This is a genomic window from Parafilimonas sp., from assembly GCF_051953455.1.
Lineage (GTDB): Bacteria > Bacteroidota > Bacteroidia > Chitinophagales > Chitinophagaceae > Parafilimonas.
In genome coordinates this window covers 40,111-66,967 of the sequence record NZ_JBQCIT010000034.1, presented here as the reverse complement: position 1 = coordinate 66,967, position 26,857 = coordinate 40,111, and the positions used below count along the sequence as shown (strand labels likewise).

General features: G+C 40.0%; 21 protein-coding genes. 8 read left to right on the top strand and 13 right to left on the bottom strand.

Features of this window, described 5'->3' with window-relative positions:
* Positions 1-140: 140 nt before the first annotated feature.
* Together ACTHN6_RS13700 and ACTHN6_RS13695 are read right to left on the bottom strand one after the other, a co-directional pair.
* Positions 141-3,329 (bottom strand): TAT-variant-translocated molybdopterin oxidoreductase, encoded by a 3,189-nt coding sequence (locus ACTHN6_RS13700; protein ID WP_440436335.1) that lies wholly within the window; start codon positions 3,327-3,329, stop codon positions 141-143.
* A 33-nt stretch (positions 3,330-3,362) separates the two neighbouring features.
* Positions 3,363-4,619, bottom strand: a complete 1,257-nt coding sequence (locus ACTHN6_RS13695) for a c-type cytochrome (protein ID WP_440436334.1) — start codon at positions 4,617-4,619, stop codon at positions 3,363-3,365.
* A 154-nt stretch (positions 4,620-4,773) separates the two neighbouring features.
* On the opposite strand from ACTHN6_RS13695, the gene purN reads away from it, so the two are divergent.
* The 5 genes from purN to ACTHN6_RS13670 all read left to right on the top strand — a co-directional run bounded on the left by purN (position 4,774) and on the right by ACTHN6_RS13670 (position 10,543).
* Positions 4,774-5,370 carry a phosphoribosylglycinamide formyltransferase gene (gene purN / locus ACTHN6_RS13690; RefSeq protein ID WP_440436333.1) on the top strand — a complete coding sequence of 199 codons (597 nt, stop codon included), beginning with the start codon at positions 4,774-4,776 and terminating at the stop codon, positions 5,368-5,370.
* 19 nt (positions 5,371-5,389) lie between these two features.
* A complete protein-coding gene (locus ACTHN6_RS13685; RefSeq protein ID WP_440436332.1) occupies positions 5,390-6,766 on the top strand; it encodes an alkaline phosphatase family protein in 1,377 nt (458 codons plus the stop codon).
* Complete coding sequence (locus tag ACTHN6_RS13680) at positions 6,766-8,586, top strand: cytochrome-c peroxidase (protein WP_440436331.1); 1,821 nt, start codon at positions 6,766-6,768, stop codon at positions 8,584-8,586. Before ACTHN6_RS13685 ends, ACTHN6_RS13680 begins: the two co-directional genes overlap by 1 nt.
* A 99-nt stretch (positions 8,587-8,685) precedes the next feature.
* Positions 8,686-9,768 carry a hypothetical protein gene (locus ACTHN6_RS13675; protein ID WP_440436330.1) on the top strand — a complete coding sequence of 361 codons (1,083 nt, stop codon included), beginning with the start codon at positions 8,686-8,688 and terminating at the stop codon, positions 9,766-9,768.
* A 22-nt stretch (positions 9,769-9,790) separates the two neighbouring features.
* A complete protein-coding gene (locus tag ACTHN6_RS13670; RefSeq protein WP_440436329.1) occupies positions 9,791-10,543 on the top strand; it encodes an energy transducer TonB in 753 nt (250 codons plus the stop codon).
* Positions 10,544-10,799: 256 nt separating this feature from the next.
* Here the strand turns inward: ACTHN6_RS13670 and ACTHN6_RS13665 are convergent, their stop codons facing one another.
* Together ACTHN6_RS13665 and ACTHN6_RS13660 are read right to left on the bottom strand one after the other, a co-directional pair.
* Positions 10,800-12,914: a Helicase associated domain protein gene (locus ACTHN6_RS13665; RefSeq protein ID WP_440436328.1), complete on the bottom strand. Its 2,115-nt coding sequence runs from the start codon at positions 12,912-12,914 to the stop codon at positions 10,800-10,802.
* Between the two features lie 237 nt (positions 12,915-13,151).
* Entirely contained in the window at positions 13,152-13,727 is a 576-nt protein-coding gene (locus tag ACTHN6_RS13660) for a hypothetical protein (protein WP_440436327.1), read from the bottom strand.
* A 361-nt stretch (positions 13,728-14,088) separates the two neighbouring features.
* On the opposite strand from ACTHN6_RS13660, the gene ACTHN6_RS13655 reads away from it, so the two are divergent.
* The 3 genes from ACTHN6_RS13655 to ACTHN6_RS13645 all read left to right on the top strand — a co-directional run bounded on the left by ACTHN6_RS13655 (position 14,089) and on the right by ACTHN6_RS13645 (position 16,948).
* On the top strand, positions 14,089-14,568 hold the full coding sequence (locus ACTHN6_RS13655) for an Lrp/AsnC family transcriptional regulator (protein ID WP_440436326.1): 480 nt from the start codon (positions 14,089-14,091) through the stop codon (positions 14,566-14,568).
* A 61-nt stretch (positions 14,569-14,629) separates the two neighbouring features.
* On the top strand, positions 14,630-15,598 hold the full coding sequence (locus tag ACTHN6_RS13650; RefSeq protein ID WP_440436325.1) for an EamA family transporter: 969 nt from the start codon (positions 14,630-14,632) through the stop codon (positions 15,596-15,598).
* A 153-nt stretch (positions 15,599-15,751) separates the two neighbouring features.
* Complete coding sequence (locus tag ACTHN6_RS13645; RefSeq protein ID WP_440436324.1) at positions 15,752-16,948, top strand: MFS transporter; 1,197 nt, start codon at positions 15,752-15,754, stop codon at positions 16,946-16,948.
* Between the two features lie 50 nt (positions 16,949-16,998).
* On the opposite strand, the gene ACTHN6_RS13640 is transcribed toward ACTHN6_RS13645, so the two are convergent.
* The 9 genes from ACTHN6_RS13640 to ftsA form a co-directional block, all read right to left on the bottom strand.
* Complete coding sequence (locus ACTHN6_RS13640) at positions 16,999-17,334, bottom strand: hypothetical protein (protein WP_440436323.1); 336 nt, start codon at positions 17,332-17,334, stop codon at positions 16,999-17,001.
* Positions 17,335-17,504: 170 nt separating this feature from the next.
* A complete protein-coding gene (locus tag ACTHN6_RS13635; protein ID WP_440436322.1) occupies positions 17,505-18,269 on the bottom strand; it encodes a hypothetical protein in 765 nt (254 codons plus the stop codon).
* Positions 18,270-18,291: 22 nt separating this feature from the next.
* Positions 18,292-18,726: an ABA4-like family protein gene (locus ACTHN6_RS13630; RefSeq protein WP_440436321.1), complete on the bottom strand. Its 435-nt coding sequence runs from the start codon at positions 18,724-18,726 to the stop codon at positions 18,292-18,294.
* Between the two features lie 120 nt (positions 18,727-18,846).
* Positions 18,847-19,416, bottom strand: a complete 570-nt coding sequence (locus ACTHN6_RS13625) for a Crp/Fnr family transcriptional regulator (RefSeq protein WP_440436320.1) — start codon at positions 19,414-19,416, stop codon at positions 18,847-18,849.
* Between the two features lie 275 nt (positions 19,417-19,691).
* A complete protein-coding gene (locus tag ACTHN6_RS13620) occupies positions 19,692-21,194 on the bottom strand; it encodes a hypothetical protein (protein ID WP_440436319.1) in 1,503 nt (500 codons plus the stop codon).
* A gap of 420 nt (positions 21,195-21,614) precedes the next feature.
* Positions 21,615-22,481, bottom strand: a complete 867-nt coding sequence (locus ACTHN6_RS13615) for a serine hydrolase (protein WP_440436318.1) — start codon at positions 22,479-22,481, stop codon at positions 21,615-21,617.
* Positions 22,482-22,558: 77 nt separating this feature from the next.
* On the bottom strand, positions 22,559-23,077 hold the full coding sequence (locus ACTHN6_RS13610; RefSeq protein WP_440436317.1) for an ExbD/TolR family protein: 519 nt from the start codon (positions 23,075-23,077) through the stop codon (positions 22,559-22,561).
* A 242-nt stretch (positions 23,078-23,319) separates the two neighbouring features.
* The gene (ftsZ, locus tag ACTHN6_RS13605) at positions 23,320-25,134 is read right to left on the bottom strand and encodes a cell division protein FtsZ (RefSeq protein WP_440436316.1); all 1,815 of its coding nucleotides are present in this window, start codon (positions 25,132-25,134) and stop codon (positions 23,320-23,322) included.
* Between the two features lie 164 nt (positions 25,135-25,298).
* Complete coding sequence (ftsA, locus tag ACTHN6_RS13600) at positions 25,299-26,705, bottom strand: cell division protein FtsA (protein WP_440436315.1); 1,407 nt, start codon at positions 26,703-26,705, stop codon at positions 25,299-25,301.
* Positions 26,706-26,857: the final 152 nt, after the last annotated feature.

Below are 26,857 nucleotides of genomic sequence, written 5' to 3'. Positions count from 1 at the left end.
TTTCGTTTTTGCCTTTGGCTATTAACCGAACTTTTTATAAAGCCGGCTATTGTAATTTATTAAGCTTTTATTGCGTTGCAATCCTGTCTGAACGGTGTGAGCCGGGCAGCATTTCGGCTGCAACAATTATCATCAATTAATTAACCTTCGTGATGAGTGCTTACTGCCTCTTCTTCCCTGTTACGCACTTTTGCCAGATAATTTACATTAGGCAATACGTGTAATTGTTCGAGGGAATGGAACAACCTTAATTTGTTGTTTTGACGCACTTTTGAAACAGCACTGTTCTTATCGTTTGCATTACCAAAAACAATTGCCCCGGTAGCACAGGCCTGCTGGCAGGCTGTTTGAACGTCAGGCGTATTTTCCAATGTAACTTCACCGCTGTTTAAAGGCCTGCTTTCCCTTTTGGCATTTAGTTTACCTTCCTGGCAGCGCTGTACGCAGAATGAACATTTTTCCATTACCCCGCGTGACCGTACCGTAACATCAGGATTTAAAACCATGCGGGTTAAATCTTCATTCATTACATGTACCGCCGGATCTAGTTTACCAACACCGCTGAAGTTCTGATTATCGGGGAAGCTGTCAGCTCCGTTATAATCAGCCCAGTTAAACCTGCGGACTTTATATGGACAGTTATTAGCGCAATATTTTGTACCGATACAACGGTTGTAAGCCATTTGGTTAATGCCTTCACTGCTATGGTTAGTGGCACTTACCGGGCACACATTTTCGCAGGGCGCGTTATCGCAATGCTGGCACATTAAAGGCTGAAATACCACCTGCGGGTTTTCCATATCACCGCTGTAATAACGGTCAATACGCAGCCAGTGCATATCGTGAAAGCGTTTTACTTCACTCTTGCCAACAATAGGAACATTATTTTCTATGTGACAGGCTACCACGCAGGCACCGCAGCCAGTACAACTGTTCAGGTCAACACTCATACCCCAGTGAATACCTGGCTTATCGTAATAAGGATAAATCGTACCCTGTTTTTCATATCCCTCTAATCCACCATAATGCCTGGTTTCGTATTCCCTGTCGTTTAAAATTTCTTCGGGGTCCTTCTTGAAGGCTGCAAGAGTAAGTTCTTTCATCACTTCAGTTCGGTTACCCATCGGCGTATTATAAATATTATGGGTCTGAATCTGCGCTATATCATACGTATCCCCCGTTTTTTCAACGGTTACGCTGGATACTTCAAAACTAACGCTGGTGCCATTGAAAGAAGTAAGATAGAAAACATCTTTACCAACGCCTTCGGCAACTTTTCCCAATTTATCTGTACGCCCGTATCCAACCGCAATACCAACAGTATTAGGATGAACGCCGGGTACAATTAGTATTGGCAATGACACAGGGTCTTTTCCCTTTGCCGTAACTTTTATAACATCTTTCGCCGGATGAACCTCATAGGCATCAACATGGGCGTTATTATTTAAATCGATACCCAACAGGCTTTTGGCCATTGCCGGGGAAATAATCACATAGTTATCCCATGTTGCCCTTGTAACAGGGTCTGGCAATTCCTGCAGCCATGGGTTACCTGAACCTTCTCCGCAACCGATACCCACCTTTTTATAAAGAACAAGTTCAATATCTCCGCCTTTTGGCAGATTGCCGATTGCAGCAATAGCTGCTGCTACGCCGCCGCCGTTATAACTTCCTGCGTTACCCGTAAGTGCTCTTATGGGTGCCGCCAAGGTATCAGCAATTGACGATACGATTGAAGTACTAACAGATGCATTATTAACAACACCAGCCTGCAATGCTTTATCAAAAGCAGTTTCATTACCTAATTTTCCAAGCCAGTAATTCTTGAAATAAGTATGATAATCTGAAGCAGCGCCAACCCATTTTAATAAAGTATCCTGCCACTGGCGGGTCTTAAATAAAGGATTAATCGTTGGCTGCATTAATGATACAAAACCGGATTTAGGTTCAGCATCACCCCAGCTTTCAAGATAATGATGATCCGGGATTACATATTTGCAAAGCTGTGTGGTTTCATCGTTTTTTGGGTTTAATGAAACGGCAACCTTTACTTTCTTTATGGCATTTGTAAAAGCCTTTGAATCGCTCCAGGTGTAAGCTGGGTTTGAGCTGATGATAACTACTGCTCCTACCTTTCCACCATTCATATCGTTTATAAGGCCTGCCAAATCTGAGTCAACGCCAGCTCTGCTCTTGTTTACAGATGACCAGTCAATCGTATTACCGCCAGCGCCAATTGCATTATTGATGGCGTTTACTACCTGCTGAATGTTGGGATCGTTGCTGCCGCAAACTACAAGGCCGGCGCCACGGTTGGCGCTTAAATCTTTCGCTGCTTTAGCTATACCGGCTTTCAATTTAGCATCGCTGATATTAGCGGCGCCTTCACCCGTTAAGGCATTCAATAATGCTACAGCAATAGCACCTGTTTCGGAGGGCTTATGTATATAACGTTCATCCGCATTGGAACCGGTTATGCTTAAGATAGATTCAAACTGGTAGTGTTTGCTCATCGCAGGGTTCTGCTCATCAATCTTTCTTCCTTTCACATATTGCGGGGCAAACTCATCAGGGCTCAACCAGGTACCAAGAAAATCAGCACCAAGGCTTACAATCACTTTTGCTTTAGCAAAATTGTAAGAAGGTATGGCGCGTTTGCCATAGTTGGCTTCATTTGCAAGCAATAAACCTGTATAAGAATCTGCATCATATACCACATGCCTGCTGCCTGGGTATTTTGCCAGAAACTGACCTATCACTTCCAGGCCTGAAGGAGAATTGATGGTGCTGGTAAGCAACGCTACCTGTGCGCCGCCCAAACCAGCCAAAGCTGTTCCAACAGCCTGGTCAACATATTCAAGCGTAACTTCTTTGCCGTCAATTGTAGGGAATTTTAACCTTGCCGTATCATATAAACTCAAAACGGAAGCCTGCACTTTTGCAGAAGTACCTCCGTTTGTTAATGGCGACAGGTAATTACCTTCTATTTTTATTGGGCGGCCATCCCTTACCTTAGCTAGAACGCTGATGGCCTCTCCATCCTGTACATAAGTAGTGGCATAATAATTAGCAACGCCAGGTACAATATCTTCCGGCTTATTGGCAAAAGGAATAGCCTTCCGAACCGGCATTTCACAACTGGCAGCTATCATGGCCGCAGTAGTACTAAAACCGAGATATTTTAAGAAATCTCTTCTTTGAGTAGGCGCCTTGAATAATTTATCGGAAAGTTCAAAAGGCAATTCTTCACGAAATTCATTATCCGCTGCTTTTTTTGAAGCTTCACTATCATTCAGTTCACCAAAATTTTGCCAGTACTTTTTCTCCATAATATAATATTCGTAATCCTTATACTACCTTAATTAATAGTGACATTTTTGACATTCTGCACCACCAATATCTTTTACAGTTACACTGTCCATTTTATGATTCCTGATGTCTTCCTTATATTTTTCGTACATGCTGTAAAAGCCATTGCTTTCAAACTGAACTTTTGTGGTGCGGTGGCAGTTTATACACCAGCCCATGCTTAACGGGGCAAACTGGAACATTTCATTGTAGCTGGTAACTTCACCATGGCAGGTTTGGCACTGAACCCTTCCTGCATTTACGTGTTGCGCATGACTGAAGAAAACATGATCGGGCAGGTTGTGTATGCGCACCCATTCAATCGGCTTGGCTTTACTGGGATCCCATGGCTTGCCGGTTTCAAAGCCCGCATATTTATATAATTTCTGAATTTCTGCTGTACCATCCACTTCTTTTCCTTCTGCATTATACAACTTTTCCCCCTTGTATTCATTAATGGCCATGTGGCAGTTCATACAGATATTCACGGTAGGAATAGTTGCCTGCTTGCCCTGGTAAACACCAATATGGCAATACTGGCAGTTTATCTGGTTTACGCCCGGATGCACTTTATGAGAAAAGAATATCGGCTGATGCGGTTCATACTTTTGCTGGCGGCCAAGGCCCACGGCACCATCTGTAATCAGATACCCGCCTATAAGAAAAAGAATAAGTGTAAAAACAGTTATGTAAGCTTTATTTCTCCAGAAAGGAATAGGTTCTGTAGCAGGAACACCTTCCTTATCATCTGCCATCTTTTTAAGGTTGGCATTTATATATAATAAGGTAAAGGCAACAATGGCAAGTATTAAAGTAAGAATACCATATAATAAAGTTTGGTCGCCGTTATCGGCGGCAGTTTGCGTTTCCCCTGCTGGTGCTGTAGTAGCTGCGGCAGCTTTGCCAGCTTCAGCTTTTACGTAATCAAGAATGGCATCAATATCTTTCGTAGACAACTGCGGAAAGGGAGTCATCGGTGTTTTGTTGTACTCATTAAAGAGATTCACCGCATATGGGTCGCCGCTTTGAATAACCTTGGCACTGTTATGCACCCAGTCGTGAAGTTTTTCCCTGCTTGGCCAGCGATCTTCTACTCCGGCCAGTGCAGGCCCGGTTAGTTTTTTGGTTACGGAATGGCACGAAGCACAGTTAGCCGTAAACAAAGCCTTGCCATCCTGTGCAAACAAGGATGCTGAAAACAGAAAGCTTACAAATAATAATAAATATTTCTTCGGAGTAGTTATCGTAGTTAATTGCCTTAGTTTAAACATGTCACAAAAATCTGGTTGTTGCGATGTTGGGAAATTCTTCGACAGCGGCAAAAATATGACAGGATGCTGACAATTCACATCTGATTAAAAATTTTTTTTAACCATAACGAATATGTAAGTTAAGCGCTTTGAATATTTATCTTGCACGCAACAAATGAACACAGGTACTACGATCAGGATAGCTGTTTTTGCTTCAGGCGCCGGAACCAATGCAGCCAACATCATCCAATATTTTTCAAACAAACCTTCGGTAACAATAGCTTTAATTGTTTGTAATAATTCAAAAGCAGGCGTTCTAAAAATAGCAGCAGATAATCATATCCCCTCTCTATTAATAGAAAAAGAAAAATTTTTCCGCGGCGATGCTTATGTGCCTGAACTGCAAAATGCAGGCATAGATTTTATTGTGCTGGCAGGTTTTTTATGGAAGATACCTTCAACACTTATTAATGCTTACCGCGATAAGATTATTAATATCCACCCGGCGCTGCTGCCTAAATTTGGTGGTAAGGGCATGTATGGCGATTTTGTACACAACGCTGTTTTATCAGCGCAGGAAAAAGAAAGCGGCATCACCATCCATTTTGTAGATGAGTTTTACGATAACGGTAAAATCATTTTTCAAACCACCTGCCCGGTTTATGAAAACGACACAGCCGGGTCGCTTGCCCAACGTATTCATGCACTGGAATATGAATACTTTCCAAAAGTGATTGAGGAGTTGATTGAAAAAAAATTAAAATCAATTTAATATTAAAAAACTTGCCATTATGAATATCAGGCGCAACCTCAGTTTTGGAATTCTTGCCGGCTTGGCAACACTAACATTTATTGCCGGTTGCGGCAGCAGCCGGCGGGCGCAAACAACTTCCGCGGAGCTGTCAGGCTTAAAAGGCATGGAAAAAGTAAAACATGTTGTGGTTATTTACATGGAGAACCACAGCTTCGATAATTTGTATGGCGAATTTCCCGGCGCTAACGGCCACGCCAATGCTTCCGAAGAATCTGTTACGCAGTTAGACCGGGATGGCAAACCTTATCAGTACCTTCCTGCCATTCCGCGGTCAAGTGAATTTCCCACCAACATACCCAATGGCTTTTTCAATATAGATCAATACGTTCCTTCAGATAAAGAAACACCGGACGTTACACACCGCTATTACCAGGAACGCGCCCAGATTAACGGCGGCAAAATGAATTATTTCGCAGCTTACAACAGCACCGCAGGCATTGCGATGGGTTATTATAAAACTGAATTATTGCCTTTATATCCAATAGCCAAACAATACACGCTTTGCGACAACTTTTTTCACAGTGCTTTTGGCAGCTCATTTCTCAATCATCAATGGCTGATAGCAGCCGCCACACCTTATTTTCCCAATGCGCCGGAACATTTACGGGCAACGCTCGATAGCAATGGAAAAATGGAAAAAGATGGCCTGCTCACGCCCGATGGCTATGCCGTGAATACTATTTTTTCTGTAAACCAGCCGCATCCTGCCGGCGCAAAAGAAACCGATCTTCTTCCCAATCAAACAAATCCTACCATTGGTGACCGGCTTTCAGATAAAAAGGTTTCCTGGGCGTGGTATTCAGGCGGCTGGGACGATGCTATGGCAGGAAAAGCAGACGGGTTATTTCAGTATCACCATCAGCCTTTTGTTTATTTCGCAAAATATGCTGACGGCACGGCTGCTAAAAAAGCGCATCTTAAAGATGAAAAAGAATTTTTGCAGGCTGCCAAAGACGGCACACTACCGGCTGTTTCTTTTGTAAAACCCCAGGGGGCAAATAATGAACATCCCGGTTATTCTAATATTATCAGGGGAGAAAAACATGCCCTTGAACTAATTAATGCTGTTCTGAACGGCCCTAACGGCAAAGATGCAGTTGTTATATTAACGTATGATGAGAACGGCGGCTTCTGGGACCATGTGGCGCCGCCTGTAATTGATAAATGGGGACCGGGCAGCCGCATTCCCGCCATCATCATTTCGCCTTTTGCCAAAAAAGGATATGTTGATCACACGGAATATGAAACGGTAAGCATTTTAACCTTTATTGAAAAACGCTGGAACCTGAAGCCACTAAACAGCAGGGATGCAAATGCTAACCCGCTGCAGGGTGCGTTTGATTTTGGAAACTGATGTTGAAGAAAAAATATTCAAGGGTAATCCTGGCATTCGCGCTTGTCGTAACAATGTGTGAAGGATTGCTGTCTTTCGGGCCAAAAAATCAAACACCTGAAGAAAAAATCGCCAACACAGTTTGCCAGGATATAGATGCTTTTTCCCAATACATAAGCGATACGCTGCAACCGGCAATTCTTTCCAGATCTTCTCAAAACTGGCAGGCTTATTTTCTTGAAGCCCGCAAACATTATAAAAAGATAGAATGGGCCGCAGAATATTTTACTTACGCCACGGCACGGCTTATTAATGGCGCGCCCAAAACAGAAGCTGAGCTTGCAGGGCAAACGATCACGCAACCATCCGGCCTGCAGGTAATGGAACAATATATATTCCCTTTACCAGATACTGCAGCCGCACCATTATTATTACAACAAACAGCAATCATACTCGAAAACCTGCAGTTGCTTAAAGCCTATTTTTCCAATATACCCATAGCTTCCTGGCAAATTTTTGATGCAGCCAAACTTGAAGTGTTCCGCATGGAAACGCTTGGCATCACCGGCTTCGACAATCCGCTTAGCCGCAACAGCATGGAAGAATGCGCTGTAAGCCTGGCAGCGTTAAAAAAAGTTTTGTCGCAGTATGTTTCACCAAACGATAATATTCAAAACCTGTTTCATAAAAGCATTGTTTTTCTATCAGCTAATAAAGACTTCAATAGTTTTAACAGGGCGGCATTTATTCGCAATTATGCTAATCCTTTAACTGCCGCTATAGAATCTTTAAGAAGAAAATTAAACCTGCAGGGCTATCAATATAACCGGTTATTACGCCAGGATATCTTTACATTGTTTGATTCCAATGCTTTTAATGCCGACGCTTATTCGCCATTCATTAACCAGGAAAATAAGGCCGCTAAAATAAAGTTGGGCGGGGCATTGTTTACAGAAACAGCCTTTTCAGGTAACAATAAAGTAAGCTGCGCTTCCTGTCATCATCCTGGAAATGCATTTGCAGAAAACATGATAAAACATGCAAACATCGGAGGTACCGGCAGTATTGACAGAAATACACCTTCTTTAATAAACGCGGCATTACAGCCACAGCAGTTTTATGATCAGCGTGCAGAAACGCTCGAAAGCCAGGTGGCAGATGTGATGCACAATCCAAAAGAAATGAATGGCGATCTTAATGCAGCCTTAAAAAATATTATTGCTTCAGCAAAATATGAAACAATGTTTACCCATGCCTTTCCTGAAAAGAAAAGCATTGATTCAGCATCTGTAACGGAGGCACTGGCAGCATACATACGCAGCCTCGTAAAACTCAACAGCCGTTTTGATGAATACATGCAGGGTAATGATGCTGCATTAACAAGCGAAGAAGTACAGGGATTTAATGTATTCATGGGCAAAGCACAGTGCGGCACCTGTCATTATATGCCATTGTTCAGCGGTGTCTTTCCACCAAAATATATTACGCAGGATGCGGAAGTGCTTGCTGTTCCGGCCAGGCCAAAGGGAAAAATAATTGATCCCGACAGAGGATTATTCACCACACTACTACGCTATAATTATTACGACAGCACGCGCCTGCTGGAATTTGACCACGCTTTTAAAACGCTTTCTGTAAGAAACATTTCCCAAACAGCGCCGTATATGCACAACGGCATTTATGAGACGCTGGAAGAGGTAATGGAGTTTTATAACAATGGCGGCGGCGTTGGAGAAGGTTTGCAGGTACTCAATCAAAGTTTAAGTTCAGAAAAATTGAATCTTACACCGGCAGAAATAAAGGCGGTTGTTGCATTTATGAAATCGCTGGACAGCAGGTAAAGATTTTGCAGCGCAACCAATAAGATATATTACTTACATCAATCAGCATACATTATTCCTTTTGCTTCTTATATTTGATTCGCTACTAAATAACCACACATGAGAAATATAACCTTGCTGCTTCTGAGTGCCTTACTCTTTTCCTGTAAAAAAGAAATAAAAACAAGTGCCGTAACCGGTTCCGACATCGCTGAAGCAAAGGCCGCCGATGCAGTTGAAGCTGTTTACTGGGATAGTGTTTTTACAAGATATGGTAATGGATGGACGGGCGGCGACGGCGCCATATCTTACAAATTGCCTGATGGCCGTTCACTTTGGTTATGGGGAGATTCTTTTCTTGATACGGTTTATGCCGACAGGCACCGCCCTGTTGTTGGATTTATTCATAACCAGGTTACAACAATGGATGCCGATGGCGGAAATTTTAAAACCTATTATGGCGGCACAAAAGAAAACCCAAAACCTTTTTTTGAGGCTAAAGGCGATAGCTTCTACTGGCCTGTTTATACAATTATGAATCCCAATAAAACCAAACTCTATATATTTCTTGATAAAATAGTTGCTTTCGGCAGTGGCGCATTCGACTTTAAAGTAACGGGCGTAGATGTAGCCATTTTAAATTATCCCTCTTTATCCATACAACAAATTGTACCTTTTTCAAAAGACACGCTGGTAAACTGGGCCGGCGATGCTTATGAGAGCAGCGACGGCTTTGTTTATTTATATGGCGCCGAAAGCACGAAATACAATAAGTTTATTCATGTGGCACGGTTTCCAAAATCAAATCCCTTCAATATTAAATACTGGAATGGCACGGCATGGGTAAAAAATGCCAGTCAAAGTGTACGCGTTCAGGGTGGCGTATCCGAAGGGTTTTCCTTCTTTGAATACCAGGGTAAACAATATCTTTTGTCGCAGGAAAACCTGCTCGGGCCCGATATTTACCTGTGGGATGCAGCCAGCCCTGTTGGTCCGTTTACAGGAAAAAGGCTTGTTTATACCACGCCGCAAAAAATCGGCAATTTTAATGTATGGACGTACAACGCAAAAGCACACCCGCAGTTTATTGATAACGGCAGGTTGCTCGTGGGTTATTGTTCCAATTCACAAACTGCGCAGGGCTTAATTAAAAATGCAGATACTTACCGGCCTTATTTTGTGTGGGTGAGTAACTGGCAGTAATTTTAATGGCTAAATTTTTTTCATGAAACATAAATCCTTAATTGTTGCGTTGGCATTCCCGTTTATTTGTTCAGCTCAAACCGACTCGTCTGTAATTTATACAAGCAAGAGCGGAAAGCTTACAACAAAAGACAGCGCTTTTATTTACAGCGTTAAAACAAAACATAACAACCTGTGGCATGTGGTTACGTACTTCAGCAGCAATAATAAACTGCAGTCGGAAGGGGATTTTGCAGATGATGACCTGCTTAAACCGGTTGGGAAATTTGATAATTACCTGGAAGATGGCACTTTAAATACCACCTGCAATTATGTAAACGGGCTGATAACGGATAAAACTTATTATTATAAAGATGGAAAGAAAAAATCGTTTATTGCTTATAATTCAGGCGGGGTGCCGCAGCAGAAGGGCTGGGATGAGAACGGGAAAGAAATTGCAGGTTTTGTAGTGGAACAGGAAGCAAAATTTAAAGGCTCCTGGAATAAATACCTTGAGAAAAAACTGGACGCCCGTGCCGTGAGCAAGTCCGGAATGCCGCCGGGTTTATATACAGTTACGGTGGCTTTTGTTGTCAGCCCTGATGGTTCAATAACAGATGTAAAAATTGATTCAGACCCCGGCCATTGCACAGCCTGCGCGGCAGAAGCCTTCAACATTATTTCAAATGCCCCTGCCTGGCAACCGGCCATCCAGAATAATGAACCGGTAGCTTACCGGCAAAAGCAAAATATAAGTTTTCAAATTACAGAAAATAAAAAAGGAAAAAAGGATTAAAAGTTGAATTCACTAAATAATAGTAGAAGCCGTTGGTGAAGAACACCAGCGGTGGCGGAGGTTTTCTTTTGATATAAGTTTTACACGGAAGAAAAGTTACAAACTTTAATATAAATGCGGCGAAGTTGCAAACTTCGCCGAGACACCCGAACACTTCGCTGAGCTGGGAAGGGGGAAGGTTGATTACAGATTACACTTCATTCAATCTTTCTCTTTCAAAAGAAAATAAATTAATACATATTACTTCGTAGTCTCCTCAATGACATTGGTACATAGGATGCATTGTTGCCTGCTGTTTTGTCCCAGGGGATGAATTTACTATCCACTGAAAATCTAATTTTTCAAGCTTTTCAATTCTTTCAGGAGTAAGCGATTTCCATTTTTGTCTCCAAGCAAGTCGTTGTCTAACTACAAAGTCATGCAAGTCCTCGTCATAAGACTTTTTAACAAAGCAATGCCCTTTTCTTGCTTTGTGTTCTGCAAGCATCTCGTAATATACATTCCATTCAATTTCATATCTGTCTTCAGATAGAAAAATAATTCCAAGTCCTTTCAGAAGATTAGCTTGCTCCAAATATTCTTCTTTTTTAAATCTTCTTCTTTGGTTATAAAGCCAATTGCCTATTTCTTTATCAATATAATTTCGGTCTATTTTATTAACATCAATTCCTGCTTCCTTCAAAGATTTTAGTTTCTCATAGTTAATCATCCATTCTCTAGTGATATAGCTTTTCTTTTTCCCACTTTTTTTCCTCTCACCGACTAATTTTACTCCGGTCATGCCTAATATCTCTAATCTTTGTTTACGCTCAGGTGTTGTTCCTCTTGTTCTTACTCTATAGACAAAGCCTCCTAATTTAGGGTCTCCAACATAATTCAACGGAACATCAAAATTTCCTTTTTCTTTAAAGTAATATAAAAGACGCTCTACACTAAGTTCAAATTTATGTTGCTCTCTATCCCAGATAAAACCTTCACCTTCCAAAAGAGCGATTCTTTCGGCTGTCATTGACAGCACTTTCCTTTTGTAATTTGTACTTTGACTATTACACCAAGTTCCTAAAAATGACTCTTCTGCGACTTCACCATTTTTCAATGGCTCCCTTCTGTATTTCTTCTTGAATTCCGAATATCTCGCCAAGTTATTTAGCCAAGTCACATCATCTTTTCTTGCATTCGATAAAGTATTATTAGGCAATTCCCAAGGAAAATTTATACTATCAAGCTTTTCTATTTGGTATGGTTCAAGTGTTCTGCGTATTCCTCTTTTGTACAGTCGTTGTCTTGTGCACCACCTTGCAAGAAATGTTAATTCATCAGTATTGTCCATTTTGTCTTCCACATAAGAAAGACCTGTTTCTTTATGGTATGCTTTTAGTTTTTCGAAATTTATTTCCCATGTTATTCTGTGTCTTAATTTATTGCTATCATCAAAATAAAAGCCAGCCTCTTCAAGTAATTCAAAATGCTCTGTTGGAATTAAATTGGTTTTATAAAGAACTTTTTGCTTTATATACCAATGATAAAAACTCCTGTCTTCGTAATCCCTAGGAACTAAAGGAGTATTATTTTCTTTTAGATAGTTTTTAAACTTCTCAAATCCTATATGCCAATTAGCTAAATACCTTTCAGTTATTACAATCCTCCGATTACGAATCCTGACGTCCGTTTCGGTTTCAATATCTTCTAGTTCGTCAATGCTGATTTCTTCTAATGGTATAGGCTTAAAGAAATTTTCTTCGTTATCATTTTTGGGGGCTTCTGGAGGAATAAAGTCCTCGCCTGCGAATAGTTTTTCCTCGTCATACAAAAGTCCTTCTGAAATCCATTTATCCAAATTCTCCTTAGTGAGTTTCGCAAGATTATTATGAGATTTTTGAATCAAATCTTTAAAGTGTTCTTCGATTTGGTTTAAAATTTTTATCCCCGCTGAATCATTTCCGATAAATTCTATCAAAACTGATGATTCTACGTTTGTTAATAGTCCGGGCTTTGTTACGTTTGATGAGCCAATAATAATTCGATGTGCTTTATCACCTTTAAAAACATAAATTTTAGGATGAAAGATTGCTCTTGGTATTTTTATAGGATTATGGTAGATAAATGTTGGTATTTCTAATTCTAATAGTTGCCTTAACGCTTGTTCTGAAGTGCCATTGTCATCAATTCCGATATAAAAGACAATCTCCCTAAAACAGTCTTTCCTTTCTTTTATTTTTTCTATAAAAATGCGGATTCCTGACAATGATGCATAGGCAATGAACCCCTGAAAGATGTCATAGTTAGGGTCACCAAATGAACTTCTTAAATAATTAGCAACTGTTCTATTTGGGTCTGCACCAAATCCATGTCCAATAAAATCAACTGTCATAGTGTAGAGGGTCAATTAAATAGCAGGCAACGTTTAAGGCTTGCCGCAGGGCTGGTATTTTATAACTATCTGCCCGGCAACTGAAGCCCTATTGAAAAACTGATGTTGAAGTTAACCACTAAAAGCCAAATAGAATTCAGTCAAGCCCGATATTAGTTGATAGTAGTACAACTGCCGATTGTTATTACGTCCGCCAGCCTTGCGGCAAACCTTTTGTTGGTGGCTGTACTTCTATTTTTACGGTTTGTGTTTTCTGAATTCAACAGATATGGTATCATTTTTTTCAAATAGACGTGAAAATCCTTTTTGTTCTACCTGCTGTAAATGTTTGTTTGTCTTTAGGCTTTCGGGCAAGTGTTCATAAACGCCGGTTTCTTTAGCCCAAGTAATTAAACTGCCCAGAAAAACATTTTGAACATTCCATGCGTAATCTTGTAACTCTAATAAAAAGTCTTTGACTTTAGCACAATTGTCGTCTGACGAAAGACTGTAGTTTGGGTCATTAAATAATGAATGGGCAAAGAAATTTCTGTCTTTTAAAAACTTAATCAAAATATTGTCAAAATCTGTATGAATTTCTGTTTTAGCTCTCACGCCATGTAATAGCTGTCCTAATGTTTTGTTTCTAACTTTTTCTTCATAGGAAAATAGGTTTTCATAAATAAATTCGTCGTCCTTGTGAAATACGAAAATGCTACAGATTTTGATTGCATTTTCTGCCATTTGTATCATATACAAAGTTTCCCCGGAAAGTTTAAAGCATGACTCTTGATTTTCTGTGAGGTCTGGATAGATGGAATAGTCCCATGGCATTTTACGAAGTGTTTAAATTTATTGAGGTGTCAATTGTATAGCCACCAACACGCTAATTTATGTAATATAATACGATCACATGCAAAAAATCACTATTTAAAATCAGCCAATTAATCTTATACAAAACAATTGTCGTTGGGACAATTCACCCCGTCATTTTAAGTGCAAACCCTATCCTAAAAAGTTAGGGTGCCATTTGTAATATTACAAACGCTATCCCCAAAAACCAGGGTGCCGCCTGCCATGCAGGCATACTGCTCCATCAATCTTTAATATCAAAAAAATCAGAACATAATTCTTAATAAAAAAAATATATCGAATTTTATTCTGAATGTTTTTAATTTTACAGAAAATTAGTCTGATGGATGTAATACTGGACGACACCGACATTAAAATACTTAACCTTATTCAGAGTAACGCCCGCATTTCCAATGCTGACCTTGCCCGTGAAGTGAATATGGCCCCATCGGCTGTACTGGAGAGGGTGAAAAAGCTGGAGCAGAAAAAAGTGATCACGCAATACAATGCCGTAATAAACCCCGATGCGGTACAGCAAAAATTACTGGCATTCATTTTTATTAAATCACAGGAAGGCTTTACCTGTTCCGCAGATACGGCAAAAAGACTGGCAGAAATTCCCGAAGTGCAGGAAGTGCATCACGTGGCAGGCGAAGATTGTTATCTCGTTAAGGTACGCACAGCCGATTCTGCAGGATTAATGAAACTGATGCGGAACAGCCTGCGGAAAATACCGAATATCCTGTCCACAAAAACAACCATTGTATTGGAAACAGTAAAGGAAGATCACCAGCTTGTGCTGCCTCAAAAAGATAAAACATAGCAGCAGCCGGGATTATTTGTTATGAGCAATTATATTTCACTAACCGAAGAAAGCATTTGTTATGAAAGCAACCGTAAAAAAAGAAGCACCGATTTTATTAGTAATTATTGCCTTTATCACGGTTTACCTGGTATGGGGCTCCACGTATTTTTTTATACAGAAAGCAGTACACGATATTCCGCCGTTTATTATCGGGGGCATTCGATTTTTGATAGCAGGCCTGTTACTAATGGCCTGGTGTATTTACAAAAAAGAAAAACTCTGGAATTTTCATCAAATTAAAATTGCAGCCGTAAGCGGCTTTTTACTGTTATTTATTGGAAACGGCGCCGTTATATGGGCTGAACAAAACTTAGCAAGCTCCCTTGTTGCCGTACTGGTTTCTGCAGCGCCTATATGGTTTGTATTACTTGATAAACCCAAATGGCATGAAAACCTTCGCAGCAAAGCCATCATTATTGGATTGATCGTTGGCTTCACAGGTGTGGTGTTACTCTTTAGCGAACGCGTATCATCGGCAGTCTCTAACACCGGCAGCATGTTGCAGGTGGCAGGCCTTGCCCTTTTGGTAATTGGTTCCATGTGCTGGGCAGGCGGCTCTTTATATGCAAAATATAAAAGCAGTGGCAGTGTAACTGTTAATACAATGTGGCAATTAATTGCTGCAGGTGTGGCCTTCTTTATTTTCAGTTTTGTTACCAATGAATGGAAAGGTTTTCAATGGCAACAGGTAAGCACTGATGCATGGCTGTCTGTATTATACCTTATAACCATGGGCTCGCTGGCGGCATACAGCGCTTATGTTTGGTTATTAGGTGTAAGGCCGGCTACGCAGGTAAGCACTTATGCTTATGTAAACCCTGTGGTGGCCGTATTGCTGGGCGTTTTGTTTGCAGGCGAACATGTAAGCCTGCTGCAGCTTACGGGTCTTGCGGTAATATTAACCAGCGTATTGCTGATTAATCTTGCCAAACAAAAGAAAGAAAAAAAGAAATTAATGCAGCCGTCTTTGGAAGTAAAGGCAGCGTGAATGTTCGCGCATTAATGCACGTATATTTTATTTGCAGGCACAACCGGGAAATAGCACAATGCTTTTGTACACTTCTATATCTTTTATTTTGTTTTACGTTGCAAAGCTGCATTACCTGCAACGCAGCCATTGCAGCGCATTCTTATTACATTTATGCAGAAAGTTCAATATCTCAAAGATCATCATAAACCCAAAGCAACCGTTCTCTCTTACATCCTCGTATCACTGGCAGGCCTGGCAACGGATATTTATTTGCCTTCGATGCCGCACATGGCTACCGGTTTGCATGTAAGCGAACAACAGGTGCAATTAACCTTATCGTCGTTTTTAATCAGCTATGGCGTTTCGCAGTTCTTTGTTGGCAGCCTGCTGGATATGTATGGCCGGTATGTTTTAAGCATGATCTCGCTTGTATTATTTTCAGCGAGCTCCTTTTTCATTGCCACATCCAATAATATAGATACGATCATTTTGCTGCGTGTTATACAAGGCATTAATATCGGGTTTATTGCTGTGGCAAAAAGAGCATTTTTTGTGGATGTGTATGAAGGAGAAAAACGTAAATATTATATCAGCATTATTACTATCGTATGGAGTATGGCGCCGATTGTGGCACCTTACATAGGCGGCTACCTGGAACATTTCTTCAGCTGGCGTGCCAACTTTTATTTTCTCGGGATATACAGCGGCCTGATATTTATCTGCGAAATTTTTTACTCCGGTGAAACGCTGAATAATTTTTCAAAATTCAAAATAAAAAATGTGCTTGCTTCTTATAAAGTGCTGCTTACCACACCGGCATTTCTCGTGGGCATGGGCATGGCAGGCATATCCTTTGGCGTAGTAATGATTTATGGTTTAAGCGGTGCCTTCATTCTTGAACATCGTATGGGTTACAGCCCGGTAGCTGCAGGTTATGCGGCGCTTGTGCTGGGCCTTGCATGGATGTGCGGCGGTTTTCTTGCCAAAGCCAATCTTCATAAACCATTGTTCAGGAAAACGTTCATTGCTATTCTTGCACAAATAATAATGGTGATATCAATGATTGCTGCAGCTTATTTTGGCAGCAATATTTATACATTGATTGCCTTTGCCGGGATCATTCATCTTATGAGCGGGTTTAATTTCACCAATTATTTTACGCGCAATCTTACGATGTTCCCAAACATGGCCGGGCTTGCGGCGGGCGTTACTTCAGGCGGCAATTACATTATTACTTCACTGCTGGCATACACCGTTGCTTCAACCATACAGGCGCAAAACCAGGAACAATTAGGTTTCAGTTATGCTGTTGCCATCGCTTTAATACTGCTGATATTTATTGTTTTTCAAAAAAGAAAGGAAGCGTGATGTTATAAAACAATCAATGCAACTCTCTCTTTTTAAAGAACAAACAATAGTTATTTTGAAATTTTGGTAATAACAAAATCTTCTGTACAGCAAGGTCCCGGCCCGCCTTGAAGTGTTGCCTTAACATCTCCGCTAATTGTTATCTGGAGATTATCAATCTGAAAATCTTCTTTTAAGTTACAAGGATTTAATTTACTGTCGATAGAGCCTTGTTCTATTATATAAAAACTTCCTCCTGCTGATTTTACAACTGCCGGCTGATTCTTTATTTGCCTTACTGTTGGTACATCTGAAAAACAATCTCCGGTTAAATCATTATCCTTTTCACAAGAAGAAAAAAATACTATTATCAATAAAACAATACTTATTAAAAGGGTATATTTCATGAGAGTTTTTTACATACGACAACCTGAAATTTCAGAACGTTGCAAAATAATTTAGACTAATGATGCAATAAAATTGCAAGCAATTTTATTGCATCATTTTTTTATTAAAATTTATACAACCATTATTCTTATCACATCCCTGCTTTTCTTCTTCCTTTTATAAGAGTACATCAGAACAATAATGGAATACCCATGGCGGCCTGTATAAAAAGTAAAGTGGTAAGAAGAAAATATACAGCCGCAAAAACCTGGACGATGCGTGCGCTTTTAGCGATAAAAAAACCAAACAACGGTAGTATTTGCAAAGCATGCATACCAAAAAAATGCGCTATGCGTAAATCGCCGTAGCGTTGACTCCAGTTTATTCCAGGCAGGCCTTCTCCTCCATCGGGCGCACCAACGGTGTGCGCAAGATGCACGCCCATTACGCCGCCTTCAAAACCAAATATTACAAACAATATTATCCCTAAACGTATGCTCCATATATAAGCATCTGGAACCATAAATTTTTTCTGTTTAAAAAACAGGTAGCCTATATAGCCTGTCCATGCTGCTAATACAGAAATGGCAACGCCCATGAATATAAACAACAGCCTGTAAAATATAGTAGTCGTGTTGAAATGCGAAAGCCTGCCATTGGCTGCCTGCCAGGTAATTACAAAAAGTTCATAGGTCATTACAAGCAGCACCATTTTTGAGAATTTTTTTACCTTATGTTGCGCTATTAAATAGTGCATGATCCAGCCCATTGTCCAGCAGTATAAAGCAACTGAAATAAAAAATTTGGCCGGTTTTATCCATGCATTTATGCCCAGTACAATCGTATCTGACAATTGTGTCATTAATATGCATACAAATGCTCCAACGAAGGAAAGTACGCCATACCAATACAATAAGGTATTGCGCCTTTTTAGTTCTGCTAAAAAAGCTTTCATTTTTATATATTTTTAAGATGATCTAAAAGTTCCCGGGGAAGTAGTGCTTTGTCTTTATCAATCTTATGATGAGAAATAACAGCAACCCGGCAGGGCCAAACAAAAATGTAAGCAGCATGCAGGGTGCCAGCAACCAATGATTGATATTATAACGAATGCCGTTGTTTTTAATAAACATACCTGCAAGCAGGTCAAAAGCGAGGTAGTGAACCCAGCCCGCAACCACCAGTTTATCGTTTTCAAAAAGTTTCTTTACACCGCTTAGTGAACTGAAACTTTCTATATCTGCAGGTTTAAATGTTGTAAACATGAGCCAGGTATAAACAAGCGCCATCAGCGTTATGATGATACTTATTATAAACTTATCAGAAGCCTGCCAGAAAGGAAGAAAAATAAGAATGATCCATCCTGCCATTGCAAGCATATTTGCTGCAGTAAATATTTGTTCCGTGTGCATAGCTGTAATTTGTTCTACAAATTTCTTTTACCTGCAACTTGTTTTCGTTGATATTTATCAATAAATAATAATCCACGAAAAAATTTCAAATACAACGGCAAGCATTTTATGTCCGTGATCTCAGCGCTTATTTCTTATGCGGCTTAAATGTTCAGGCGTAATGCCGATAAAGGAAGCAATCATGTATTGAGGAACGCGCTGTATTAATCCAGGTTCTTCATCAAGCAGAAACTGGTAGCGTTGTTCGGGTGTATAGGCGCGTAACATGGTGTTATGCTTTGAAAGCAATAAGTAAAGATATTCAGCAATCTTTCTTCCGAATATTTCAAACACAGGATATTGTTTATACAGGTTCTGCATGTTGCTAAAAGAAAGGTTTACCAGTTCGCAGTCTTCCAGAGCTTCCATGTATTGCGCAGCCGGCGTATGGGTTAAGAAGCTTGCATATTCACTTATAAAATCATTTTCAGTTATAAAAGCGGTGCATATTTCTTTACCGTCTTCAAGGTAAAATAAACGCATCAACCCTTTATTTATAAAACATACATGGCGGCATATCTCTCCTTTCCTGATAAAAAAATCGCCCTTCTTCAAATGCTGAATAGTCAGGTATTCTTCCATGGCATTCCAGCTTTCATCTGTAATAGCCGGAACAAGTGTTTTATAATAGGTTTTAATTTGCTGAAACATTTTTCAAAAGATTTGAACTTTTTATTTTGAAATAATTTTCATGCCGCGTAGCCGGCAGTGCAAAGCAACATACATTATTCAACTATTATCCAGATTGATAAAGGTATTCTCTTTTACTTGTGTGCTTTAAGTATTATTAAAAAAATAAACAGGTAAACTCATGAACTTCTGTAGAAGCTATATATCTGAATTTCGGATGGCGCTCTCCCAGCGTGCTTCAAACCAAACAATAATTCAGCTAAAAAGATGATAACATTATAACTAAGAAATAACTCTTATTCTTTCTTAGTTATAATGTGCTTATAATAAATGAAAGTCAGGCTATCTGCAACAGGTTTCTGCCGGAATACTACCAAAGAATTTAATTTAAGAGAGCTAACGGGTATATTAACTTGCTGCTCTTTATATTCTTTACGGAACAAAGGGTTACTGAGTATCTCCGCATCAGAAAGAAACCATGGCTTATTATCAGTACCCTGGGCAGGGCCCAGTATGATGATATCAGGCTGATGGCTTAAAACATAATTTCCATTTCCTTTTTCATGCCCGGGAACATGTTGCCACGGTGCCAGCATCGGAATATTTTTACGGTGCGAAATAGTTGTGTCGCACAATCCAAGCATATCAATGAATGTATGATTACTATCAAAAAAAGGAATGGCGCCCGCCGAGTTGGTAGCAATGAGCTGACCTTTCGGCAATATCGTTTGCAGGTAATTTCCAACAAGCGCTCCATTAAATGCTGCGGGGTCTGTTACTGTTGCATTTCTGAATTCCTGTTGATCATATATATAAATGAAGGTTACATTAACTGCTAAAAGCAGTGTTGCTGTTACAATGCTGCGCATAGATAACCTGCTTGCCAACTCAGAACAAAGCAATGCAATGAGCGGAATCAGGGGCACTAAAAATCTGAAGCCCAGCATGTGATCGCCGCCATAAATAATAATATAACCTGCATAAAGTACTATTGATAATAAAAGCAATGTTGCCTTGGCATTAAGTGTTTTGGCAGCAATGTTTTTCCACAACAGAAGGCTAATTGTTACAATCACCAATATAATAGAGGCAGCAAACCGGCTTGCATATAACCAGCCTTTATGCAGTTTTTCTAAAGTAAAATTTGTTTTGGCATAAAAAGTATTAGGAAGCAATTGCCCGTAATAATAATAACGGCTTAAAAAATAACTGCCGAAAAGTGCAGCAAATGTTATGGTGAAAACAAAAAAACAATTCCAGTTTTTAAGGCTTATATTCATTATAAACAGGTAAACTGCGCATAGCCCAAAAAGCAGCACCCCATCAGGCCTCGTCATTGCAGCGGCAGCAAATAGGAACCCTGAAAAAATACTGTTCTTAACTGTAACAGGTAAATAAAGCAGGATAGAAAAAGCCATGAACAAGATGGAAGCATACGTAACTGTTTCCAAACCGCCATATATCCAGATGATCATTCCCGGATAGGTGACAGCAATCAATAAAAACATCATCAGCAAAAGCATGCGCTTTGCTTTTGTACCTGAAAATCTTTTAATGAATAAGCACCAGGCAAAAAATATCATGAGGCTAAAGAAAATAAAGTTTACAATCCTAGGTGCAAGCAGATAGTCGCCGGTACTCCAGACTACAAATGAAGATAATACCAGGTGAAGAAAGTTGGTATATCCTTCCACTTTTTCACCCATGTTCCATCTTAGTCCTTTATGATCTAAAAAATTATGTACATAACGAAGGGTAATCATTTCATCGTCGTGGTAAAAATAACGGAACCTTATCATTGCGCAGAACAGGGTTATGGTACAAAAAACAGCTACTATAATTATTAATAGGCGGGGGGGGGGGTAAATTTTCATATACAATATTTGTGAAAACCGTATTAGGTATTATGATATGATCCAGGATCTTATTTAAACGGAAATCTATTTGGTTTTCGGATTATAGTTTTTGGGTTACAATATCTAAAATAAATAATAATCCTGAAAAGCGGTTTAAAAATAATTTTTCAAAATTTGTATTTGCAGTTGCAGCCTGCAGGTTTTGTTGATTTATGCAGATGATTGCATGAAAAATATTTTAAATCTGCTCTGCGGAGCAGGTTATATTCAATAACAATAATATCAGAATGAATTATTGTTTACCATTTACTGCAGCTGATTAACTGCAATTACTAAAAAAATTTATTTAGAGTATAATTCACTTTAACCCTTATTAAAATGCTTCCATAAAAGTGCGGATAATTTTCTTGTAAGCACCCATGCTTCATTATCGGCATTCCAGCTTGTGTCTTTGTTATTCTTTGTAAAAATGGAAAATATATAAGGGTTTTTACAATTTACATAAAGCACTTCATTGCGGCTTTCATCTACGGCGCCATTCTTATCGGCCACAAAAACGCCTGCCGGTACCTGGCTCATCGCTTCTTCATCCCAGTATTGTCTTCCAAGCAGGCGGAGCATTTTATCGCTGGCTTCTTTGCTGATAAGTTTCTTATCAACAATATCATTCATAATAGTCGCGATTTCACGGGGCGTTGTTTGTCCCCAGCCATATTGGGAACGGTAATTTTCCCTGCCGGGCGTTCTGCTGTTTACCCTTGTGTTTTTATAGCCTAAACTATCAAGCAATGCATTTATCGTTAAGCCGCCGCCTGCGAGGCCCTGCAGCCAAAGGCTTGCGCAGTTGTCACTTATCGTTAGCATCAGCATCATTACTTTACTTAATTCAATGGTGGTGCTGTCTTTAAAGTTGGAAAGAATATCATCGCCTTCACTATAATACAATGAATCAGTGTATAATAAGCGCTGGTGATAATCCAGTTCGCCATGCTGAATCTTATTCATAATACCGGTAAGAATGGAAATCTTTACAATGCTGGCGGTTGGAAAAACAGTATCCGCGTTTATACTTACAGTTTTATGATGTTTCAAATCATTTACATAAATACCTATATCACCATGAAAATCTTTTATGAGTTCAGTAATTTGTTGCTGCAGCTTAACATCTGCTTTTTGCGCATTTGAAACAATGCTTATTAATACAAGGGCTAATACAAATATTCTTTTCATGCAAAACGTTTAGATATATCAAATATATAATCCAACGTTTAATTGCAATGTTTGTTAACAACACTTTCCTTCACGGCTTATTCATTTATCATTTTTAATTCATCATCACCGGCATCCATCAATACATAGGTTTTTATATTGCAGATAAGCATTTCATCCAATGCATGTATAACATCTGCATAAGTTGATGCAGGCGTTGGCTTTATTAAAACCACCATACCGGCATCTGTTCCATAATCTTTTCTTACGGCAGCTTTTTTATCAAGAATAGCATTGCGCAATGCAGTGGTGCTGCTGCCAATATTTCTTTCATTATTAAGTTGTGTTCCATTGTAAACATGCACATCATTGTTTGCACCTAACAGTATATTCAGTGTTTTATTTTCAGGGATGAGTGATGGCGATGCAGGTTTTGTATCATCGGGTAAAGCAAGCTTCATGGAGGTGGATTGCTGAATGGTTGTTGTAAAAACGAAGAAAGCAATCAGCAGGAAACCAAGGTCAACCATGGGCGTAAGGTCAACGCGTAAGGAAGCTTTTTTTGTTTTGCGGACACCGGCTTTATGCGGATGTTGAGCAGGTAAAATATCGGCCATAAATTTTTTATTATTGAGATGAAACTTTTGCAGCTTTCCATAATAAGATTGCAATATTCATCGCATCATCTTTTTGATCTTTCATGAAGCAAAGACAGAAGCAAACTGAACGCTGCCATGAAAAACCTGCAGTACAAGGGAGTGACACAACGAAGATGATTGAATAACCGCTGCCGGTTACATAAAAAAATCCCTCCCGCAAAAGCGGAAGGGAAGTACAACTAAAACTCTATGCCAATCGCTTAGTCTGGCTTCTTTCCATCAAGAAAAGTATTGATGGTTGAAATTTGTGTGTTATTGTTATCGTCTTTCTTAACTGCTACCTTGCTGTAAAAATCTTCTACCGTAGTAAGCTTATTGTTGCCGAATAATTCAAGGTTACGGCGCACATAAGCCGGAACATTTTCATATTCATTATTGCCATCCATAGAATTCATATTGTAAGAAAGGTTACGCAGCTTATGTATGCGTTCTTCAGCGCGGCGTTTCTGCTCTTCCTCTTCATCGTTGGAAGGCAGATTGAATACGGCTGCCGGCGTTGATTTTACAGGCGCTTCATCTTTTATTACCACATCGAACTCAATTGTTTCCTCTTCAAATAAAGGTTGTTGCTTCGGCTTTTTAACCTCTTCCTTTTTTGGTTCCTCCTTCTTTGCTTCTGCACGTGTTTCATTCGGCTGCGCATAAATAGAAGATGGTTTATTTAAGAAGTTTGTGGAAGGCTTCGGCTCTTCTGCATGCTTTTCTTCGTACAGCATATTGAGAATGGAAGGTGTTTCTTCCACTTCTTCTTTTTCTTCAACAACAGGTTTTACTTCTTCATTTTTTGTTTCCGGAATTTCAAGTTCAAAATGCAGCGGCGTTTCATCTTTTATATCAAGCACCGGAGATGGGGCAATCACATGAGGCACTTCATTAACAGGCTCAGATAAAGTGGGCGCATACACATCTTTTTCAGGAGCAGCCTGCGGCTTTGGCGCTTCAGCTTTCTTTTGCCCTTCAACATCCAGCGTTAATATGATCTTTTCTTCTTTTGGTTTCTCCATTTTTTTTGCAGGCATTGTTTCCCTGTGCAATGCAGCCACCGGATCTTTTTGTTCAAAGCCTGTTGCAATTAAAGTAATGCCGATCTTTCTTTCGAGTGAAGGATCGTAACCCATACCAACAATTACATCGGTGGCTTCGCCTGCCTGCATGCGCAGATAGCTGTTGATGATTTCGAGCTCATCCATCGTGCATTCAAATTCACCTTCTGCACTGTTGATGTTAATCAGTATCCATTTAGCACCGCGTATATCATTATCATTCAGCAACGGAGAATTCAATGCTTCTTCAATAGCTTTCTGTGCACGGTTTTCGCCTTCAACGGCAGAACTGCCAAGGATGGCAACACCGCCATTTTTCATTACGGTGCATACATCAGCAAAGTCAACTATAATATGGCCGCGGCTGTTAATAATATCGGTGATACATTTAGCGGCAGTTGCCAATACATTATCAGCTTTGCTAAATGCTTCTTTCATTTTTAAATTGCCATATTGCATGCGCAGTTTATCATTGCTGATGATAAGCAATGTATCAACATAAGGCTGTAATCTTTTAATACCTTCTTCTGCCTGCAACAACCTGCGCGGGCCTTCAAAGCCAAATGGTGTTGTAACTATACCAACGGTTAAGATGTTCATATCGCGGCAAACCTGAGCAATGATGGGCGCACCACCGGTTCCTGTTCCGCCACCCATGCCGGCGCATATAAAAGCCATTTTGGTATTTACTTCCAAAATGCGTTTTATTTCTTCTAAACTTTCTTCTGTTGCATTGCGGCCAACTTCAGGGTTGGCGCCTGCGCCAAGGCCTTGTGTTAAATGCGGCCCGAGCTGCACTTTATTTGGTACTTCGCTTTGTTCCAAAGCCTTTGCATCTGTATTACATATAATGAAGTCTGTGCCTTCAATATTTTGAGCATACATAAAATTTACTGCATTGCTGCCACCGCCTCCAACGCCAAGCACTTTTATTATGGATGATTTTTGCTTTGGCAAATCAAAATGTATCATACGTTTTCGTTTTTGTGGTTAGTAAGTTTTTTAAGCTGTGAGCTGTCAGCCACGAGCTTCGAGCTCTTTTTGAATTTAATGGAATGAACTTTTTTAAATTTTCATCTCAGTTTGAGTTTTCAACTTTCAGCAACCACTGACAACTGACAACTCACAACTGGCAACTATTTTATCTCCTTATCATCTTCTTCTTTAAACATATCAATCAGGCTGTCTTTAAATTTATCCCAGAAGTTGTTTAAGCCCTTGCGTTTTGAAGTGTCAACTTTTTCTTTCTTCTCTTCTTTTCCATTCACCGGCAAATCTTCTTTTTTCAATACTTCAGGCACTTCAACTTTCTTAAACCTGTTATCAAACTCTTTACGCTTGTGTTCATAATCATTATAACCTTTTAGTATTAAACCAATGCAGGTTGCATACATAGGTTTCTTTAATTCATCTATATGATTGGGCGCAAGATGTTCGTTAGGATAACCGATACGTGCATTGATACCGGTGCAGTATTCTGTAAGCTGTATAAGATGTTTTAACTGAGAACCGCCGCCAGTTAAAATAATACCACCATTTAACGCACGTGCATCCAATCCAATCTGCTTTATATGATACGTCACAAAATCCAGTATCTCGCCCATTCTCGCCTGTATGATAGCCGCAAGGTTCTTTACACTTATTTCTTTTGGCGCCATGCCTTTTATTCCAGGTATGGTAATATAGGCATTGGCTTTTGCTTCATCGGCTAACGCCGTACCAAACTGCACCTTCATGGCCTCAGCCTGCGCTTTCAATACACCCAAACCCATGCGTATATCGTTCGTTATGTTTTCACCACCAAACGGTATAACAGCAGTGTGTTTTAAAATACCATCATAAAAAACCGCAAGATCACTTGTGCCACCGCCTATATCGAGTATGGCAACGCCTGCTTCCATATCAATATCGCTCATTACGGCGCTTGATGAAGCCAAGGGCTGCAGCACCAAATCTTTTGTTTTTAAACTGCTTCGGTCAACAGCGCGATAGATATTACGTATCGCATTCCTGTCGCCGGTAATGATGTGGAAGTTGGCACCAACTTTCACGCCATTATAACCAACAGGGTCTTTAATGTTTTGATAATTATCCACATGAAAATCCTGTGGTATAACATCAATGATCTGATCGCCTGCAGGAATAAAAGTTTTGCGCTGATTTTCCACCAACTGGTCAATTTCCCAGCGTGCAATTTCTGTTTCTGCGTTCTGGCGAACAATGTCGCCGCGTGTTTGCAAACTTTTGATGTGATGGCCAGCAACGCCTACATACACATCACGAATTTCAAGGTCCGGATTACTTTTTGCGCAGTTGGCCAGCGCCTGCTGAATGGCTTTAATCGTTTGATCAATATTCAGCACCTGGCCATGCTGAACACCGTTACTATCGGCACGCCCAAACCCGAGTATTTCCAGCTTGCCATACTCGTTTTTGCGCCCAGCGATTGCAGCAATTTTTGTAGTGCCTATATCGAGGCCTACAATAATCGGCATACCGGTATCGTCGTACGCAGTTTGTGTGCCGCTTGCATTTTGGTTCATAGATTCTGTTTTAGTTGTTTGTTGTTATAGAAAAGATCTCGCCCTCGTTCCCTCTCCACAAGTGGAGCGGGAAGCCTCTGTTTAAGAGCCACCATTAACCACACTGCGGGTGCCTGAACATCAGGGTATATAAATATTTTTTTAAAGAACTT

Coding starts and splice junctions, on each gene's coding strand:
- ACTHN6_RS13620 (WP_440436319.1), bottom strand. CDS start 21,194: ATGATAAGGTTCCGTTATTTTTACCACGACGATGAAATGATTACCCTT.
- ACTHN6_RS13610 (WP_440436317.1), bottom strand. CDS start 23,077: ATGGCCGATATTTTACCTGCTCAACATCCGCATAAAGCCGGTGTCCGC.
- ftsA (WP_440436315.1), bottom strand. CDS start 26,705: ATGAACCAAAATGCAAGCGGCACACAAACTGCGTACGACGATACCGGT.
- ACTHN6_RS13630 (WP_440436321.1), bottom strand. CDS start 18,726: ATGCACACGGAACAAATATTTACTGCAGCAAATATGCTTGCAATGGCA.
- purN (WP_440436333.1), top strand. CDS start 4,774: ATGAACACAGGTACTACGATCAGGATAGCTGTTTTTGCTTCAGGCGCC.
- ACTHN6_RS13635 (WP_440436322.1), bottom strand. CDS start 18,269: ATGAAAGCTTTTTTAGCAGAACTAAAAAGGCGCAATACCTTATTGTAT.
- ACTHN6_RS13615 (WP_440436318.1), bottom strand. CDS start 22,481: ATGAAAAGAATATTTGTATTAGCCCTTGTATTAATAAGCATTGTTTCA.
- ACTHN6_RS13670 (WP_440436329.1), top strand. CDS start 9,791: ATGAAACATAAATCCTTAATTGTTGCGTTGGCATTCCCGTTTATTTGT.
- ACTHN6_RS13650 (WP_440436325.1), top strand. CDS start 14,630: ATGAAAGCAACCGTAAAAAAAGAAGCACCGATTTTATTAGTAATTATT.
- ACTHN6_RS13640 (WP_440436323.1), bottom strand. CDS start 17,334: ATGAAATATACCCTTTTAATAAGTATTGTTTTATTGATAATAGTATTT.
- ACTHN6_RS13675 (WP_440436330.1), top strand. CDS start 8,686: ATGAGAAATATAACCTTGCTGCTTCTGAGTGCCTTACTCTTTTCCTGT.
- ACTHN6_RS13680 (WP_440436331.1), top strand. CDS start 6,766: ATGTTGAAGAAAAAATATTCAAGGGTAATCCTGGCATTCGCGCTTGTC.
- ACTHN6_RS13660 (WP_440436327.1), bottom strand. CDS start 13,727: ATGCCATGGGACTATTCCATCTATCCAGACCTCACAGAAAATCAAGAG.
- ftsZ (WP_440436316.1), bottom strand. CDS start 25,134: ATGATACATTTTGATTTGCCAAAGCAAAAATCATCCATAATAAAAGTG.
- ACTHN6_RS13655 (WP_440436326.1), top strand. CDS start 14,089: ATGGATGTAATACTGGACGACACCGACATTAAAATACTTAACCTTATT.
- ACTHN6_RS13685 (WP_440436332.1), top strand. CDS start 5,390: ATGAATATCAGGCGCAACCTCAGTTTTGGAATTCTTGCCGGCTTGGCA.
- ACTHN6_RS13695 (WP_440436334.1), bottom strand. CDS start 4,619: ATGTTTAAACTAAGGCAATTAACTACGATAACTACTCCGAAGAAATAT.
- ACTHN6_RS13625 (WP_440436320.1), bottom strand. CDS start 19,416: ATGTTTCAGCAAATTAAAACCTATTATAAAACACTTGTTCCGGCTATT.
- ACTHN6_RS13645 (WP_440436324.1), top strand. CDS start 15,752: ATGCAGAAAGTTCAATATCTCAAAGATCATCATAAACCCAAAGCAACC.
- ACTHN6_RS13665 (WP_440436328.1), bottom strand. CDS start 12,914: ATGACAGTTGATTTTATTGGACATGGATTTGGTGCAGACCCAAATAGA.
- ACTHN6_RS13700 (WP_440436335.1), bottom strand. CDS start 3,329: ATGGAGAAAAAGTACTGGCAAAATTTTGGTGAACTGAATGATAGTGAA.